We start from the raw sequence: 17,380 nt of genomic DNA, 5'->3' as shown, positions 1-17,380 counted from the left end.
GACATGAGCTATCCGAAGCACCCCGGCGTCGACGCCTACCTTGCCACGCTGCCCGCGTGGGAGGGACGGCTCGGGCGGGACCTGCGCGACCTCATCCACGCGGCGATCCCGGAGATCGAGGAGACGATCAAGCGCACCGTACGCCCGTACTTCGTCCACCGCGGGAACGTGTGCGCCCTTCTCGGCGCCAGGGATCACCTGAATCTGTTCCTCTACGACGGCGCCATCGTGCCCGACCCGGAGGGCATCATCACCGGCGGCCACGGCAACAGCACGGCCCGGACGATCGCCTTCCGGGAGCACGACGCGATCCCGGCCGAGGCCCTGACCGCCATGCTGCGCCGGATCGCCGCCGACAACGAGGCCGGCGGGTGGCGCCGGCTCAAGGCGCGGTGAGGCCGGTCGGCGCCGGCACGAAGTACTCGCTCATCTTGGCGCCGCCCGTGCGCGGGGCCTTCACCATGCACGGGATGCGCTTCGTGCAGTGGATGTAGGCCTCGTGCACCTTGGTGACGACCCACAGCTTGGCCCGCTGCCCGGCCGGCGTGTCGACCTGCTCGTCCGGGTCCTCGACGATCTCGGCGGTGCCGTTCACGTGCAGGCCGACGGTCTCGCCGAAGTCCAGGAACAGGAGCCCGACGTGCGCGTTCTCGGTGATGTTGCCGAGGCTCGCCATCACGCCGTTGCCGCGCAGCTCCGGCCAGCTCAGGTGCTCGTGGTCGAGCACCCGCACGAACCCGGGCGGCCCGGCCCGGAACGTGTTGTCGCAGCCGCCGCCGGCGTCCGCGGTGGCGAGGAACATCATCTCCTGCCGCCCGATGAAGTGCCGCATCGCGTCGTTGAGATGGGACAGAACCTGCCGGGCGTAGAAGCCGTCGGCCCGCTCGCGCGTGCCGAGCCGGTCCTGGAGCTCGCGCTCACCGTCGTTCATGATGCCCCTCCTGCCAGCGTCGGGACCCCGTGCGCGACAGTTTCACTGAGTGACCTCATGACCGCATAGAGTTGCAACTTGCATTGATCGGGTTGAATCGTTCCTGCTGAGAGACGTTCGCCCAGCCCTCGGCGCCTGGCCCGAGATTTGACCTTTGCTCCCCGTGTCACTCGATCGGGTGACAGTCAGCGGTGGTAGACGGCCAGGTAGTCGATCGTCATCTCACCACCTGAGACGGTGTTCCCGTTCGGGCCGCCACCGAAGGCCGCCGGGAAACCGCCGCCGATGGCCAGGTCGAAGATGATGAAGAACGGATGGTCGACGGCGTTGCTCCAGGTCTTCGCGTCGACCCGGTCCTGCTTCAGCGTGAAGTAGTTGCCGCCGTCCAGGTACCACCGGATCCGCTCGGGCGTCTGCGAGCGGTCGATCTCCACCGCGTACGTGTGAAATCCGCTCTGGCACCCGCCGCAGGGACGCTCGCCGCTGCCGAGGCCGCTCGACTCGCCGCACGGGCCGCCGGGGTTGGTGCCGCAGTGCAGCGTGCCGAAGACGGACGAGCGGCCGTTGATGTCCTCGAGGATGTCGACCTCGCCGACCGCCGGCCAGGTGCCGCCGTTGCGCAGGCCGCTGCCGAGCATCCAGAACGCCGGCCAGTAACCGGCGCCGTTGGCCTTGGTCACGGCCGGCTGCCTGATCGACGCCTCCATCCGCACGACACCACCCTTGGCCGCGCCGAACGAGGACGAGTTCGTCTCGAAGCGGCCGGACGTCCAGCCGCTGCCCGGGTCATCGCCGGCGTGCAGGGCGCGCAGCACCAGGTGGCCCTTGCCGTCGTGGAAGACGTTGCGGGTGCTGTCGGTCATCGTCTCGATCTCGCCGGTGCCGAACTTGCTGCCGGGCCCGGTGTCGTAGCGGTATTTCCCCTTGTCCAGGCCCGTGCCGGCGGCGCCGTCGAACGCGTCGTAGAACGTGGTTTCGAACCCGCCCGGCTTCTTCGGCGCGGTGAGGCTGGCCGCCGCCGTGTTGGATTTGGCGGGCTTCTTCGTCGTCGCCTTCGTCGGCTCCTTCGTCGCCGGCTTCCGGGACGGCGCCGACTCCTCCGCGGCGGCCGGCGCGGCCCGGTTCCCGTCGCCACCACCGCCGCGCCGGGTCATCGCGAACGCGGTCACCGCGCCCACCAGGACCAGGACGACGGCCACCGCGGCCCCGGCGATCACCAGCCGGGAGGTGGGCGCGGCGTGCCGGGGGCTTTCGTCGAACGCGTCGGGCATGCCCGCAAAACTAGCCACAGCCACCCTCCCGCCGGCACCCCGGAACGCCGTTTTCCCGAAATCTGCAACGTGGCCGGAATAATCGTTACGCCATTTCTTTCCGGCCGCTTAGGAATGGCTTAGGCGCGGGCGCCGCCGTCGACCCGGAGCACCACCCCGGTCACGAACGACGCACGGTCGCTGAGCAGCCACGCGGCGGCCTGGGCGATCTCCTCGGGGTCGGCCTGGCGGCCGAGCGGCGTCTGCGCGACGAGGCGATCGACCAATCCGGGCGTGTGCGATTCCCACTCCGCGATCATTTCCGTACGGGTATTGCCCGGCGCGATGGCATTGACCCGGATGTTCTCCGGCCCGTACGTGATGGCCGCCGATTCGGTGATGCTGTTGACCGCTCGTTTCATAGCGCCGTAAGCGGGCAGCACCGGATTCCCGGTCAGGCTCCCGACGCTGGAGTTGTTGACGATCGCGCCCGAGCCCGCCGTCGCCCGGATGGCGGCGACCTGCGCCGTCATGGCCAGCCACACACCGCGCAGATTGACCTCGTAGAGCCGGTCGAAGTCGGCGAGCGCGACCCGGTCGACCGGTCCCGGCGGCGAGATCGTCGCGCCGTTGTTGAAGGCCACGTCGAGCCGCCCGTGCCGGTCCACCGTCGCCGCGACCGCCGCGCGCACGCTCTCCGGGTCGCCGAGGTCGCAGACGACGTACGAGGCCGCCTCGCCGATCTCCGCCGTCACCGCCTTCAGCTGGTCCTCGGTCCGCGCCGCCAGCACGACCCGCGCGCCCTCCCGGGCGAAGAGCCGGGCCGCGGCCGCGCCGATCCCCCGGCCGGCGCCGCTGACGAACGCCACTTTGTTGTCGAGCAGAGGTGTCATGCCGTCAGCCTGCGTCGGCCGCGCGGGCTCAGCCAGGCATCGGCGATACCTGGCTGGGCCCGGGGCGGCCGCGCACACTGGGGACGTGGATCGACGGGAACTCGCGGACTTCCTGCGCAGCCGGCGCGAACGCATCACCCCGGCCGACGTCGGGCTGCCGGCCGGCGCCCGCCGCCGCACGCCCGGCCTGCGCCGCGAGGAGGCCGCTCAGCTCGCGCACATCTCGACCGAGTACTACACCCGGCTCGAGCAGGCCCGCGGCCCGCGTCCGTCGCGCGAGGTGCTGGCCGGGCTGGCCCGGGCGCTCCGGCTGACCGACGCCGAGCGCGAGCACCTGCACCACCTGGCGGGCGAGCCGGCCGCCCCGCCGAAAGGACCCTCCCGCGACGTCCGGCCGAGCATCCTCGACCTGATCCGGCGCCTGCCGAACGCCGCGGCCACGGTCATCTCGGCCGGCTTCGAGGTGCTGGCCTGGAACGACCTGGCGGCGGCGCTGATGGAGGACTTCTCGGCGGTGCCCCGCCGCGAGCGCAACCTCGCGCGCCGCGTCTTCCTGGGACCGCACCTGTACGGGGTGTCCGACGCCGACGAGTTCGCCCGGAGCGCGGCCTACCGCCTCCGGGCGGCCGCGGCCCGCTACCCCGCCGACCCCTCGCTGGCCGCCCTGGTCCGCGACCTGCGATCCGGCAGCGCCCGCTTCCGCGACCTGTGGGCGTCGCACGAGGTGGCCGCCGAGCCCACCTTGGAGAAGACCTTCCAGCACCCGGCGGTCGGCCCGATCACCGTCAACTGCGACGTCCTCGACATCGCCGACCGCGACCAGCGCCTGGTCATCTACACCGCCGTCCCAGGCTCCCGGTCCGAGGAGGCCCTGCGCCTGCTCGCGGTGATCGGCACCCAGCGCCTGGACGTCGCCGGCTGACTCCGTCACCGGCGGTCCGCCGGCATCAAAAACGTCAGGACGATCAGCAGCAGACCGGCGGTGCTGAAGAACGCCGCGCCCCCGGCCATCACCACCGGCACCGGCCGGCCCCCGCCCAGCTGCGACAACACGGCCGTCGCCAGCCCGACAAGCGCGCTGCAGACCAGCGACACCGCGACCCACAAACCCTTCATGTTCCGTCTCCTTCGGTTGCGATTCCCGGGAAGTCACGCAACCCGTCCATCCATCCACCCGAAAGGGAATTCGGACACGACGAACGAAGTGGACGGCGGCTACGCTGGTCGCACCCGACGCGGAGGCGGCCCGAGCGATGCCGAACGGCTCCAGCGGCGCACCGGATCCCGGGAGCGCCGAGACCCCGGAGCAGTTCGTGGCCCGCCTCGCCGCGCTCAAGACGGCGACCGGGCTCTCCTTCGATCGCATAGCGAACCGCAGCGGGCGGAACGGCCGGGCCGGCATCTCGGTCAGCACCGCGCACAACCTGACGCGACCGGGAAAGGTCCCCCGGCTGACGTCCGTCCGGGCCTTCCTGGTCGGCTGCGGTCTCGACGATTCGGCCCAGCGGCCGTGGATCGCCAAGTACCACGAGCTGTTCCCGCCGCCCACGGAGCCGCCGACCGATCCGGGGCAGCCGACCGGCCCGTTGCGGGCGCTGCTCACGGCCCAGTGGGAGGACGCACACCGCCACCGGTATCAGTTCTTCACCGGGCACGCGCCGACGCTGCCCACGCTCTACGTGGCCCAGCGCAGCGAGCCGGCCGAGGCGACGGCCCGGGAGGACGACGACGGCACCGCCGAGACCGTTAGCGTGGCCGAGATGCTCGAGCAGTCCACGGACATGCTCGTGCTCTCGGCCGCCGGCATGGGCAAGTCCACCATGGTCAACCAGATCCAGTACGCGCAGGCCGGCTGGTGGCTTCGTGACCGGGACGGCCCGGCACCGTTCGGGCCGGTCGTCCCCATCGCGGTGCCCGCCGGGCTGCTTGCCGAGCGGAGCCTGGCCGAGGCCTTCGAGGCGGTCTGCGACCGGCTGCACTGCCCGCCGATCTCCTCGGCCGAGCCGCCGCTGCCCTCGGCCGGAGTCTCCTGGCTCGTCATGGTGGACGGCCTGGACGAGGTCCTGACGTCGTACGAGCGCTCCCGGGTCCTCACCAAGATCGTCTCGTGGATGCTCCGCCGGGAGGCGCACGTGCGGTTCCTTGTCGCGAGCCGGCCGCTCATGATGGCCGAGCTGGCCGAGTTGCGGGCGCTGCGGATCGGCGAGTACCGGCTGCGCGGCTTCGACCAGGCGGACCTGCGGACGTTCGCGGGGAACTGGTTCCGGGTGCAGACGTCGTCACCGCCGGTCGCCGGGGACCGCGCGGACCGGTTCCTGGCCCGGATCGCCGCCGCGCGCCTGCGCCCAATCGTGCAGGTGCCGCTGCTGGCGACGACCGCGGCGTTGGTCTTCGACGCGGACCCCGACCGCGACCTGCCCACCAGCCGGGCCGGGCTGTACGCCCGCTTCGTCGATCATCTGCGGTACGGGCGGCGGGACGCGCCCGAGCACCAGCAGCGAGTGGTCGCCGAGTTCATCCGGTACGGCGAGGCGGGCCGGCGCGCGGCCGACTGGTTCCTGGCGTCGCTGCCCGACCTTCTCGAGCACCTCGCCGAGGTGCGGCTCGACCGGTCCGGGGTCTCGCTCATGACGGCGGCCACGTCGTGGATCACGCGCGGCGCTCCGGTCGCCGGGATCGCCTTGATTCCCGGCTGGGAGGGCGCTCTGCGGTCCCTGCTGACCGGCACGGCCCTGCTCCTGGAGCGCGACCGCGACCTGGCTTTCGCCCACCAGAGCTTCGCCGAGTACCTGGCGGCCGTGCCCCGGGCGCGCCGGTTCGACGAGGACATCTGGTTCGCCGACGTACGCAGCCCCGAACGCCGCAACCTCGCCCTGTTCGTGCTCGCCCTCTCCCTGGAGACGGCCGACCGCCTGGTGCGGACGCTGCTCGACGGCGGCGGTGCCGACGTGATCGCCGCCGGCGACATCCTGGTAGACGGCATCGACGTCGGCGTGCCGCTCTACCGCCGGGCCAAGGCGGTGCTGTTCGGCCAGATCACGGCCGAGGACCCGACCGCGATCGAGGCGCTGCGGGTTCTGATCGACCTGCGCTCCGACCCGGCCGTGGTCGCGGACCTGGTCGACCTCGTCCGCCATCCGGCGCAGCGCCCGTGGGTGCGGGCCGCCGTCGCCGACGAGTTGGAGGAGCACGAGGTCGGCGACACCCACCTCCTGCGGCTCCTCGAGGACACCGACCTGCCGGCCGACGCCCTGCGCTGGATCGCCCGCCGCTACCTGCAGCGGCACGGCGAGGACGATCCGGCTGCCGAGCTCGCGGCCGAGCTGTCCCGGCGCCCGGCCACGCCCGGCGATGCGGGCCGCGTCGGCGTCTTCCGCCGCAACGCCATCCGGCAGGCGTCGGCCGACTCCGCCTCCCTTCCCCGGCACCGTCTCGACGCCGCCCTCGACCTGGCCCGCATCGGCGACCCGACCACGCCCCTGGCCCTGCGCGCCTGCGTTGCCGACCCCGCCCTGCCGCTGTATCTCCGGCTCGAGGCGGCCCGCGCCTGGTCCGACCTCCCCGGCGACGGCCTCCGCGGGGAGATGTCCGAGCTGGCGAGTTCCCCGGACGCCGCCCCCGAGGCCCGCGCGGTGACCGCCGTGGCCCTGGCCGAGCGCGGCATCGATAACGCCCGCGAGGTGCTCGCCGATCTCCACCGCCGCCACGCCATGCTGGCCGTCCGCCTGCCGGTGGTGCTGGCCCTGCTGCCGGACAACGGACCGGCCCGGCTCGCTCCGAGCGCCACGTCAGAGGCCGTGGCGCCGATCGCGCGGGATACCGAGCGAGGACGACCGGCGGTGTGGGGCAATGTGCCGCCGCGCAACCCGGACTTCCTCGGCCGCCAAGACCTGCTCGACTCGCTGCGCGCCCTGGTCGCCACCAACTCCACCGTGGCCATCCTTGCCTTCGGCGGGTCGGGCCGGACGCAGCTTGCGATCGAATACATATATCGCGAACAGAGCTCGTTCGACATCATCTGGTGGATACCGGCCGAGACCCCCGACCAGATACGTCGTTCCTTCGACGAACTCGCGGCTCGGCTCGGATACGGCACAACCTCGCGTCTGATGGATGCCTTGCGCCAAGGTCCCCCGTTCCCGAACTGGCTGATCGTCCTCGACGAGGCGCAGGATCCCGCCGACTTGCTCGACTACCTTCCCTCAGCCGGGGGCGGCCGGGTCCTGATCACCTCGCGCGACCGGCGCTGGGCCGACATCGCGCCGTCGATCGAGGTCGGCGTCTTCCGGCGAACCGAGAGCATCGACGTGCTGCGGGCAAAGGTTCCCGACGTGAGCGTGCCCGACGCCGACCTTGTGGCGGAGAGACTCGGCGACCTGCCGTTGGCCCTGGTTCAAGCGGCGGCCTGGCTCGCGACGACCGGAATGCCGGTGAGCCAGTATCTGGAGCTGCTGGACACCCAACTGACGAGAATGCTGGCCGACAACCCGCCGGCGAACAGGTCCGATCCGGCGAGCACGTGGCTTTTCTCCGTCGACAAGCTCCGGGAACGCAACGAGGGCGCCGCGCAGCTTCTGGAGTTCTGCGCGTTCCTGGCGCCCGAGCCGATCTCCCGCGACCTGTTGAGCGCGGGACGCGGGGTACCGATCACGCAGGTGCTCGACGAGGTGCTGATCGACAGTTACAAGACGTCCCAGGCGATCCGTGATCTCCAGCGGCTGGCCTTGATCGCCATGGACTACCGGGAAGACACGTTGCAGGTGCACCGTCTCGTCGGCGCCGCGGTGCGGAACTCGCTCCGTCCCGAGGCCCAGGAAGAGATGCGGCGTGGGGCTCAGAGGCTCCTGGCCGCCGCCGCTCCGCGGGATCCGAGCCGCCCGGCGGCCTGGCGGCAGTACCGTGCCCTCATGCCCCACCTGCGGGTGTCGGGGGCGGTGGAGTCGGCGGAGCCCGCGGCGCAAGACCTGGTGACGAGGGCCGTCCAGTTCCTCTATCACTGGGGCGACTACCGGGACGCCGTGGAACTGGCCCAGCAGGCATACGAACGTCACCCGGACAACCTCGCGCTGGAACGATGGCTCGGGCGCGTCCTGGTCGCCGACGGCCGGTTCGAGGACGCAAGCGGGCTCAACGCGCACACCCTTGGCCGCGAGGAGACGCCCGAGTCCCTGACCCTGGTCGCCACCGACCGACGGCTGGCGGGCCTGTTCGCCGGGGCAAAGGCGCTGGACGAACAGGCGGTGGCGGTCGCGCGGGCCACGCTCGGCGACGACGATCCGCGGCGCCTGGACGCCTCGTACTCGCTCGGCGTCACGTTGCGGCACCTCGGACGGTTCGCGGCGGCCCGGGAGGTCGACGAGGAGGTGCACCGGACGCGGGTCGCCGTCTCCGGCGCCGACCACCCGGCCACGCTGAGCGCCCTGGACGCGCTGCTGATCGACATACGGGAGTGCGGCGACCACCGTGCGGCGCGGGCCGGGCACGAGGAGCTGCACGGCCGGTGCCTGGCGCTCTTCGGGCCGGCGAACCCGGCGACCCTGCGCGTCGCGCGCCAGCTCGCGATCGCTCGGCGTACGGCGGGCGATCTGCCGGCGGCTCTCGGGCTCTCCGGGACGACCCTCGACACGTACGCCGAACGCTACGGCCGCAATCACCTGGAGACCGTGGCGGCCGCTCTCACCCACGCCGTCCACCTGCGGCGAGCGCGTCGGGCCGTGGAAGCGCGGGAGGCCTGCTCCGAGGCGCACACCGTGCTCCTGGCCATCTTCGGCGAGCGCCATCCGTTCACGGTCGCGGCGCGCGCCAACCTGGAGCTCCTCCAGGCCGGCGACGGGACCACCCCGCGCGACGGGCTCGACGCCGACATCCTGCCCTGGTCGTGAGGCTCTAACTGCCGCAGTGCTCGAAGTCGCTGTCGTAGGTGGCGTCGGCGATCGAGCCGCCCCACTTCACGCAGACGCCGTCGGCCTTGGCTCGGACCGGGCCCGCGTAGTAGTCGAAGTTGCCGGCGTCGGTCACCCGGGCCTGGCCCTGCACCTCGAGGTAGGCGGAGGCGGGGCCGGATGTGCCGACGTCGGTGGTCTTGAGGGTGACCGCGCAGTTCTTGCCGGTGGCGGCGTTGTAGAGCAGGTAGACGCGGCCGACGACGACGCCGCCGGACTTCAGCGGGGCCTGGTCGATCACCGAGAACTCGCTGCCGCAGACCGCCTTCGGGGTGTGCGGGTTGGTGGCGGGGGCGGCCGACGACGACGCGGAATTGCTGGGCTCGGTGCTCGGGCCGGCGGACCCGGGCGCGGTGGTGGCGGTGCGGCTGGGCTTGGTCTTCGCCGGGGCCGCCGCGCGGGACGGGCCGGGCTTGGCGTGGTTGCGGGTGGCGCCGGCCGGGCCGTCGGCGACGCCGAGGGCGGGGCCCTCGGTCTGGGCGTTGCTGCGGTCGGGACGCAGGGCGAAGACGGCGCTGATGCCGACGACGATGGCGAAGACGGCCGCGACCACGACGGCGATGGTGGCGGTGTTGCGGCGGCGGTTGCCGGGCGCGACGGTCGCGGGCATTCCGGCCGGCGGGGTGGCGGCGGGCGGCTGGTAGGCCGCGGCCGGCGCCTGGTACGGCGGGCGCGAGACCGAGGCGGACCCGGCGGCAAAGCCCGGCCGCGGCGGTCCGGCGGGCCGGGACGGGGGCGGGCCGGCGGCGCCGGCCGCGGTCAGGCCGGTGGGGCGGGCCCCGCCGGGGCGGGCCGCGGGCGGGCCGGCGGGGCGGGACGAAGACATCCGCGGGGCGGAGCGGGCGGCCGCCGCGAGGGCCGCCGCGCTCGGATAGCGCCGGGCCGGGTCCTTCTCGAGGGCGCGCAGCACCACGGCGGCGACCTGCGGCGGCACCTCGACCGGCAGCGTCGGCGGGTCGCCCATCACCAGCTGGGTGAGCACCTGCAACGGCTCACCGACGTAGGGCGGACGGCCGGTGAGGCAGCAGTACGCCACCGCGCCGAGCGCGTAGACGTCGGTGACCGGCGTGACCGGCTTGCCCTCGGCCTGCTCGGGCGCCATGTAGTGGGCCGAGCCGAGGACCAGCCCGGTGCTGGTCAGGCCCTCGGCGGTGGCCGACCGCGCCACGCCGAAGTCCACCAGCACCAGGGCGCCGCCCGGGCGTACCAGAAGATTGGAGGGTTTGACGTCGCGGTGCACGATGCCCGCCTCGTGCGCCACCTGGAGCGCGTCGCCGACCTGCGCGACCATCGCCAGGGTCTCGGCCACCCCGAGGCGCCCGGATGCCTCGATCTTCTTCGACAGCGGCGTGCCGTCGATGAACTCCATCACCAGGTAGTCGAGGCGCCGGCCGTCGACGACCGCGTTCTCCCCGTAGTCGTAGACCTGCACGATGCCCGGGTGCCGCAGCGCCGCCATCATCCGCGCCTCGCGGCGGAACCGGTTGATGAACTCGGCGTCGGACATCAGCGTCGGCAGCAGCACCTTGATCGCCACACCCCGGTGCAGCAGCATGTCGGTGCCGCGCCAGACCTCGCCCATTCCCCCGGCCGCGATGCGTTGGGTGAGTCGATAGCGCTCGCTCAGCACGGTTCCCGGGGTCAGCACCCGCAACATGCTACTGGTCAGGCCAAACCTCAGTAGGTGGCGCGGCCGCCGCTGATGTCGTAGACGGCGCCGGTCGAGAACGACATCTTGTCCGAGCACAGCCAGGCGATGAGCTCGGCCACCTCGGTCGCGCGGCCGATCCGGCGCATCGGGATCAGGCTGGTGATGTGGGCCAGGGCCTCGGGGCCGGTGTCGGCGTTCATCGGGGTCTCGATGACGGCCGGCGCGATCGCGTTGGCCAGCACGCCGGTGGTGGCCAGTTCCTTGCCGAGCGACTTGGTCAGGGCGATGACGGCGGCCTTGGAGGCCGAGTAGGGCGACATGTTGGGGTTGCCGTCCTTGCCGGCCATGCTCGCGATGTTGACGATGCGGCCCCAGCCCCGGGCGATCATGCCGGGGACGAAGGCCCGGCAGGTGTTGAAGGTGCCGCGCACGTTGACCGCGAACGTCTTCTCCCAGCCGTCGGGCGGGACCTCCCACAGCGGCACGTTCGGCCCGACGATACCGGCCGAATTGACGAGAATGTCCACGTCACCCAGCGAAGCGGCAACGGCCGCGACGGCGTCACCATCGGCGACATTCACCACAAAGTCGGCGGTGGGCGAAATGTCCAGGACGATGACGCGTACGCCGTCCGAGCGCAGCCGGGTGACGACGGCGGCGCCGATCCCGCTGAGCCCGCCGGTGACGACCGCGACGCGCGACATCAGTGCGACTCCCGCGAGACCGACCAGCCGCTCGACCCGACCAGGAAATCGAGATCGGCCCCCGTGTTGGCCTGGCCGACCGTGTCGACGTACAACTTCTCCCAGCCTCGGACCGGCGCCGCGTAGGCGGCCGTCGCCGCCGCCGAGGGTGACCGCGCGGCCAGCTCCTCGTCGGGGATCTCGACGTCGAGCCGCCGCTTCGCGACATCGAGCACGATGATGTCTCCGGTGCGCACCTTCGCGAGCGGTCCGCCGGCGGCGGCCTCGGGGGTGACATGCAGAACCACGGTCCCGTACGCGGTGCCGCTCATCCGCCCGTCGCAGACCCGCACCATGTCGCGGACGCCCAGGGCGAGCAGCTTCGCGGGCAGCGGCATGTTCGACACCTCGGGCATGCCCGGGTAGCCCTTGGGTCCGCAGCCGCGCAGCACCAGCACCGAGTCGGCGGTCACGTCCAGGTCGGGGTCGTCCAGCCGCGCGTGCAGGTCTTCGATCGAGTCGAAGACGACGGCCGGCCCCCGGTGAGTCAGCAGCTCGGGCGTCGCCGCGGCCGGCTTGATGACGGCGCCGTCCGGCGCGAGGTTGCCGTACAGCACCGCGATGCCGGCCTCGGCCTGCAGCGGTTCCGCCCGGGCGCGGATGACCTCCCGGTCGTAGACCGTGGCGTCGTCCAGATAGGACACCAGCGGCGAGCCGGTGACGGTCAGCGCGGCCGGGTCGAGCAGGTCGCGCACCTCGCGCAGCACCGCGTGCAGCCCACCGGCCCGATAGAGGTCGTCCATCAGGAAGCGCCCGGCGGGCTGGAGGTCGACCAGCAGCGGCACGCCCGAGCCGACCCGGTCGAAGTCGTCCTGGGTCAGCGGCACGCCGAGCCGGCCGGCGATGGCGAGCAGGTGCACGACCGCGTTCGTCGACCCGCCGAGCGCGGCCAGGGCGACGATCGCGTTGAGGAACGACTCCCGGGTCATCACCTGGCTCGGCCGCAACTCCCGCTCGACGAGAGAGACGGCCAGCACCCCGGTCGCGTGCGCGGCCTCGAGCAGGCGGCTGTCCGGGGCCGGCGTGCCGGCGATGCCGGGCAGCGTCATCCCGAGCACCTCGGCCAGCAGGCCCATCGTCGACGCCGTGCCCATGGTGTTGCAGTGCCCGCGACTGCGGATCATCGACGACTCGGAGCGGTTGAACTCCGCCGCGCTCATCGTCCCCGCGCGTACCTCCTCGGAAAGCTGCCACACCCCCGTGCCGCAGCCGAGCGGGACCCCGCGGAAGGTGCCGGTCAGCATCGGGCCGCCGGGCACCACGACCGCCGGTATGTCGACCGAGGCGGCCGCCATGAGCAGGGCCGGGATCGTCTTGTCGCAGCCGCCGAGCAGCACCACGCCGTCGATCGGGTTGGCCCGCAGCATCTCCTCGATGGCCATCGCCGCCATGTTGCGCCACAGCATCGCCGTCGGCTTGACCTGCGTCTCGCCCAGCGAGACCACCGGCAGGTTGAGCGCGATGCCGCCCGCCTCGTGGATGCCGTCGGCGACGCTGCGGGACACCTCGTTGAGGTGCGCGTTGCAGGGGGTCAGGTCGGAGGCCGTGTTGGCCATCGCGATGTGGGGCCGGCCGTCGAACGCGTCGGCCGGTAGACCCCGACGCATCCAGGCCCGGTGGATGTAGCTGTTCCGGTCGTCACCGCCGTACCACTCCGCAGTCCGCCGCATTTCCGCACTGTAAACCTTTCAACTTGGCGGAACAACGGTCTAACATCCGGAACGTGACCGACCTGAGCGACCGCCTCGTCGGTGCCGATCGCGTCCTGGCCGTGCTGGCCGAGCTGGCCCGGCACCCCGACGGCATCGGGCTCGACGACATGGCCCGGGCGATGGCGAGCCCGAAGCCGACCGTGCACCGCGCCCTCGCCGCCTTGCGCCGGGCCGGGTTCGCGGCCCAGGACGGCCACGGGCGTTATGTGCTCGGCGACGAGTTCCTCCGGCTGGCCTTCGCGCATCACGAGGCCCGCCCCGATCATCTCCGGGTTCAGCCGGTTCTGCGGCGACTTTGCGACACGTACGGCGAGACGGTGCACTACGCGACGCTGGACGGCCGGTGGGTGGTCTACCGGTCGAAGCTCGACCCGCCGAGCGGCGCGGTGCGGCTGACCTCGGTCGTCGGCGGCCGCAACCCGGCGCACACCACCGCGGTCGGCAAGCTGCTGCTGTCGTTCGTGCTGCGCTCGGTCGCGGAGGTGCGCGACTGGATCGGGGACACGCCGCTGACGACGCCGACCGAGCGCTCGCTCGGCACCGCTTCCGCGCTCCACGCCGAGCTGGAGCGCACCCGCGAGCGCGGCTACGGCCTCGACGACCAGGAGAATGAGCCGGGCGTCAACTGCCTGGCCGTCCCCACCTTCCTCACCTCGCCGAGCACGCCGAGCGGGGCGATCAGCATCAGCGGCCTGGCCTACCGCACTCCCCTCGCCTCGCTCGTCGAGGCGGTGCCCGCGATCCGCGCGATCGTGGCCGGAACGGAGCTCTCGTGATCACCTACTCCGCGACGCCGGTCGGCCCGGACGCGTACATCCTGGGCGAGGGCCCGGTGTGGGATCCGGCCCGCGCACGTCTGCTGTGGGTCGACATCAAGGCCGGCAAAGTCTTCGCGGGCCGCGTCGACCCCTTCGAGGTCGACGCCACCTGGTCCTTCGACGGCCTGGCCTGCGCGGTCGCCGTCGCCGCCGACGGTGAGCTGCTGGTCGCCACGGCGGACTCGCTCGTCCGCGTCGATCTGGCCGGCGAGAAGACGCTCGTGCGGCGCGTCCTGAGCGGCGACGGCGGCCGGCTGAACGACGGCGGCGTCGACCCGTCCGGCCGCTATGTAGTCGGAAGCATATCTTTGTCCGATAAAAAGGGCGACGAGATTCTCGTGCGATTCGAGAACGGCGAGCTCACCACGCTCGACGACGACCTGACCCTCTCCAACGGGCTGGCCTGGGCCGGCGACCAGCTCTACAGCGTCGATTCGATCCCGGGCGTGATCTACGGGCGCACCTACCCGGACGGGCCGCGCCGCGAGCTGTTCCGGGTCACCGGCGGCCTGCCCGACGGCATGTGCGCCGACCGCGACGGCAACCTGTGGATCGCCGTCCACGGCGGCGGCCGGGTCGAGCGCCGCACCCCGGCCGGCGAGCTGCTCGCGGTCGTCGAGGTCGCCGCCTCCCAGCCGACCAGCGTCGCCTTCGCCGGGCCGGAGCTCGACCTCCTGGTCATCACCAGCGCCACCGACGGCCTCGACGCGCCTGCCGAGTTCGACGGCCGCCTCTTCACGGCCCGGGTCGGCACGACCGGGCTGCGCACGCCGTACTGGAATCCCGCCCTCTGACATCGGAGACCTCGTGTATCTCATGCGTGTCGGCGCCCCCGGCGCCGAAAAGCCGGTCGTCCGCGTCGACGACGCCACCTACGTCGACGTGTCCGACCTCGTGACCGACTTCGACGAGGCGTTCTTCGGCAACGACGGGATCCGCCGGCTGGCCGAGCCGGTCGCCGAGCGGCTCGCGGCCGGCGAGGTCGAGCCGTTCGGCAGCCAGCGGATCGGCGCGCCCATCGCCCGGCCGCACCAGATCCTGTGCATCGGCCTCAACTACCGCGACCACGCGGCCGAGACCGGGCAGGCGGTGCCGGACGAGCCGATCCTGTTCACCAAGTCGCCCAACACGCTGGTCGGGCCCAACGACGACGTCCGCATCCCGCGTGGCTCGGAGAAGACCGACTGGGAGGTGGAGCTGGGCATCGTCATCGGCAGCCGGACGTCCTACCTGGACAGTGCCGAGGACGCCCGCGCGGCCATCGCCGGATACGTCCTGGTCAACGACGTCAGCGAGCGGGCGTTCCAGATGGAGCGCGGCGGCCAGTGGAGCAAGGGCAAGTCGGCCGAGACGTTCAACCCGGCCGGGCCCTGGCTGGCCACCCCCGACGAGATCCCGGACGTGCTCGACCTGGACATGTGGCTGGACGTGAACGGCGTGCGGCGGCAGACCGGCAACACCCGCACGATGGTCTTCGACCCGTACTTCATCGTCCACCACCTGAGCCAGTTCATGGTCCTCGAGCCCGGCGACCTGATCAACACGGGCACCCCGCCCGGCGTCGGCATGGGCTTCAAGCCGCCGATCTGGCTGCGGGCCGGCGACGTCATCGAGCTCGGCATCGACCGGCTCGGCCGCGGCCGGCAGAAGGTCGCGGGACCGCGCTGATGCGGGCGCTCGTCTTCACCGGGCCGGGCCGGGCCGAGGTGCTCGACGTGCCGGCGCCGGTCGCCGAGGCCGGACAGGTGCTCATCGACGTCGAGCGGGTCGGCGTCTGCGGCACCGACCTGGAGCTGCTCGGCGGGGACATGAGCTATTTCCGGACAGGCGTCTCGGCCTACCCGCTGCGGCCCGGTCACGAGTGGTGCGGGGTGGTGACCGCGCTCGGCGCCGGGGTCGATCCGGCCTGGCTCGGGCGGCGCGTCACCGGCGACACGATGATCGGCTGCGGGAAGTGCCGGCGCTGTCTGGCGGGCCGGCATCACGTCTGCGAGTTCCGGTCCGAGCTCGGCATCCGCGGCGGGATGCCGGGCGCGCTGGCGGCTCAGCTGGCCTTCCCGGCCGCGTACCTGCACGCGCTGCCCGACGCGGTCGACGCCACGCTCGGCGCCCTGGTCGAGCCCGGCGGCAACGCGCTGCGGTGCGTTGACGCCGCTTCCCTCGCCGCGGGCGAGCGGCTTCTCATTTTGGGAACCGGCACGATCGGGCTGCTGGTGGCGATGTTCGCCCGTGCCCGCGGCATCGCGGTCCACCTGATGGCCGAGAAGGCGGATTTCGTCACCCTGCCCCGGTCGCTCGGCTTCCCCGACGTCTGGACCCGGGAGTCGCTGCCGTCGCTCGCCTGGGACGGCGTCGTGGACGCCTCCACCGGGCAGGACATCCCGGCCCTGGCGCTGGAGCTCGTCGAGCCCGGCCGCCGCATCGTCTACATCGGACTCGCGCACGAGCCGAGCCGCGTCGACACCCGCGAGCTGGTGCTCAAGGACGTCACCGCGGTGGGCATCCTGGGCGCGTCGGCGGGCCTTCCCGGAGCGATCAGCGCGTACGCCGATGGCAGCGTCGACCCGCGCGACCTGGTCGCCGCGACGGTCAGCCTCGACGAGATCGTCGACGTTCTCGGCGGCCGGCGCCCACCCGGGTCCGGCCCCAAAGTTCACGTGGATCCACGGCTAGTCACCTCGGAGGGCTGAGAACATGTCCGAATTCGCCGGCCTCAACGCGATCGTCACCGGGGGCGCCTCCGGCATCGGCCTCGCCACCGCCACCCTGCTGTCCGCCCGTGGCGCCGCCGTGGCCTGCCTCGACCTCAACCCGTCGGTGCCGTCGCCGCTGCACGGCATCAAGGCCGACGTCACCGACGACGCCTCGATCCGGGCCGCCGTGGCCGCGGCGGCCGAGGCGCTCGGGGGCATCGACATCGTCGTCAACAACGCCGGCATCGGGGCGCAGGGCTCGGTCGAGGACAACGACGACGCCGAGTGGGCGCACGTCTTCGACGTCAACGTCCAGGGCATGGTCCGCACCACCCGCGCGGCCCTCCCCCACCTGCGCCGCTCGGCGCACGCCGCGGTCGTCAACGTCTCGTCGATCGCCGCCACCGCCGGCCTGCCGCAGCGCGCCCTCTACTCGGCGACCAAGGGCGCCGTGCTGTCGCTGACCCTGGGCATGGCGACCGACCATCTGCGCGAGGGCATCCGGGTCAACTGCGTGAACCCGGGCACCGCCGACACCCCGTGGATCGGCCGCCTGCTGGCCAAGGCCGCCGACCCGGCGGCCGAGCGGGCCGCGCTCGAGGCCCGGCAGCCCACCGGCCGGCTGGTCAGCGCCGACGAGGTGGCCGCCGCCATCGCCTACCTGGCCGGTCCGCTGGCATCGGCCACGACCGGGACCTCGCTGGCCGTCGACGGCGGCATGCAGGGCCTGCGGCCGCGCAAGTAGCC

Annotated in this window: 15 protein-coding genes; 8 read left to right on the top strand and 7 right to left on the bottom strand. The window is 72.5% G+C overall.

The features are described from left to right. The first annotated feature begins 3 nt into the window (after positions 1-3). Positions 4-396 (top strand): DUF1801 domain-containing protein, encoded by a 393-nt coding sequence (locus tag ACZ6TB_RS41060; protein ID WP_465564714.1) that lies wholly within the window; start codon positions 4-6, stop codon positions 394-396. On the opposite strand, the gene ACZ6TB_RS41055 is transcribed toward ACZ6TB_RS41060, so the two are convergent. The 3 genes from ACZ6TB_RS41055 to ACZ6TB_RS41045 all read right to left on the bottom strand — a co-directional run bounded on the left by ACZ6TB_RS41055 (position 383) and on the right by ACZ6TB_RS41045 (position 3,074). Continuing rightward, positions 383-931 (bottom strand): pyridoxamine 5'-phosphate oxidase family protein, encoded by a 549-nt coding sequence (locus tag ACZ6TB_RS41055; protein WP_465564711.1) that lies wholly within the window; start codon positions 929-931, stop codon positions 383-385. The genes ACZ6TB_RS41060 and ACZ6TB_RS41055 overlap by 14 nt on opposite strands. A gap of 185 nt (positions 932-1,116) precedes the next feature. Then, a complete protein-coding gene (locus tag ACZ6TB_RS41050; protein WP_465564709.1) occupies positions 1,117-2,202 on the bottom strand; it encodes a glycoside hydrolase family 16 protein in 1,086 nt (361 codons plus the stop codon). A gap of 119 nt (positions 2,203-2,321) precedes the next feature. After that, positions 2,322-3,074, bottom strand: a complete 753-nt coding sequence (locus tag ACZ6TB_RS41045; protein WP_465564706.1) for an SDR family NAD(P)-dependent oxidoreductase — start codon at positions 3,072-3,074, stop codon at positions 2,322-2,324. Between the two features lie 85 nt (positions 3,075-3,159). Between ACZ6TB_RS41045 and ACZ6TB_RS41040 the strand changes: the two genes are divergently transcribed. Then, positions 3,160-3,996: a helix-turn-helix transcriptional regulator gene (locus ACZ6TB_RS41040; protein ID WP_465564703.1), complete on the top strand. Its 837-nt coding sequence runs from the start codon at positions 3,160-3,162 to the stop codon at positions 3,994-3,996. A gap of 5 nt (positions 3,997-4,001) precedes the next feature. On the opposite strand, the gene ACZ6TB_RS41035 is transcribed toward ACZ6TB_RS41040, so the two are convergent. After that, a complete protein-coding gene (locus tag ACZ6TB_RS41035) occupies positions 4,002-4,190 on the bottom strand; it encodes a hypothetical protein (RefSeq protein ID WP_465564700.1) in 189 nt (62 codons plus the stop codon). Between the two features lie 137 nt (positions 4,191-4,327). Here ACZ6TB_RS41035 and fxsT point away from each other — a divergent pair, with 137 nt between their 5' ends. Then, the gene (gene fxsT, locus ACZ6TB_RS41030; protein ID WP_465564697.1) at positions 4,328-8,956 is read left to right on the top strand and encodes an FxSxx-COOH system tetratricopeptide repeat protein; all 4,629 of its coding nucleotides are present in this window, start codon (positions 4,328-4,330) and stop codon (positions 8,954-8,956) included. A 4-nt stretch (positions 8,957-8,960) separates the two neighbouring features. On the opposite strand, the gene ACZ6TB_RS41025 is transcribed toward fxsT, so the two are convergent. From ACZ6TB_RS41025 to ACZ6TB_RS41015, 3 genes are read right to left on the bottom strand one after another with little or no spacing between them, the layout of a single operon-like run. Beyond that, the gene (locus tag ACZ6TB_RS41025; protein WP_465564694.1) at positions 8,961-10,664 is read right to left on the bottom strand and encodes a serine/threonine-protein kinase; all 1,704 of its coding nucleotides are present in this window, start codon (positions 10,662-10,664) and stop codon (positions 8,961-8,963) included. Positions 10,665-10,693: 29 nt separating this feature from the next. Beyond that, on the bottom strand, positions 10,694-11,371 hold the full coding sequence (locus ACZ6TB_RS41020) for an SDR family NAD(P)-dependent oxidoreductase (protein ID WP_465564691.1): 678 nt from the start codon (positions 11,369-11,371) through the stop codon (positions 10,694-10,696). Then, positions 11,371-13,080 (bottom strand): dihydroxy-acid dehydratase, encoded by a 1,710-nt coding sequence (locus ACZ6TB_RS41015; protein WP_465564689.1) that lies wholly within the window; start codon positions 13,078-13,080, stop codon positions 11,371-11,373. The genes ACZ6TB_RS41020 and ACZ6TB_RS41015 overlap by 1 nt, the downstream gene beginning before the upstream one ends. A 53-nt stretch (positions 13,081-13,133) precedes the next feature. Here ACZ6TB_RS41015 and ACZ6TB_RS41010 point away from each other — a divergent pair, with 53 nt between their 5' ends. The 5 genes from ACZ6TB_RS41010 to ACZ6TB_RS40990 are packed head-to-tail and all read left to right on the top strand — an operon-like array spanning position 13,134 to position 17,378. Beyond that, the gene (locus ACZ6TB_RS41010; RefSeq protein WP_465564687.1) at positions 13,134-13,898 is read left to right on the top strand and encodes an IclR family transcriptional regulator; all 765 of its coding nucleotides are present in this window, start codon (positions 13,134-13,136) and stop codon (positions 13,896-13,898) included. Continuing rightward, positions 13,895-14,734 (top strand): SMP-30/gluconolactonase/LRE family protein, encoded by an 840-nt coding sequence (locus tag ACZ6TB_RS41005; RefSeq protein WP_465564684.1) that lies wholly within the window; start codon positions 13,895-13,897, stop codon positions 14,732-14,734. Before ACZ6TB_RS41010 ends, ACZ6TB_RS41005 begins: the two co-directional genes overlap by 4 nt. 22 nt (positions 14,735-14,756) lie before the next feature. Next, the gene (locus tag ACZ6TB_RS41000; RefSeq protein WP_465564791.1) at positions 14,757-15,608 is read left to right on the top strand and encodes a fumarylacetoacetate hydrolase family protein; all 852 of its coding nucleotides are present in this window, start codon (positions 14,757-14,759) and stop codon (positions 15,606-15,608) included. Further along, entirely contained in the window at positions 15,608-16,630 is a 1,023-nt protein-coding gene (locus ACZ6TB_RS40995; protein WP_465564681.1) for a zinc-dependent alcohol dehydrogenase, read from the top strand. The genes ACZ6TB_RS41000 and ACZ6TB_RS40995 overlap by 1 nt, the downstream gene beginning before the upstream one ends. Before the next feature lie 4 nt (positions 16,631-16,634). Continuing rightward, entirely contained in the window at positions 16,635-17,378 is a 744-nt protein-coding gene (locus ACZ6TB_RS40990; RefSeq protein ID WP_465564679.1) for an SDR family NAD(P)-dependent oxidoreductase, read from the top strand. Positions 17,379-17,380 lie beyond the last annotated feature (2 nt).

The organism is Actinoplanes sp. NPDC051537 (genome assembly GCF_055586105.1).
This window is presented reverse-complemented; position numbering and strand designations above follow the sequence as displayed.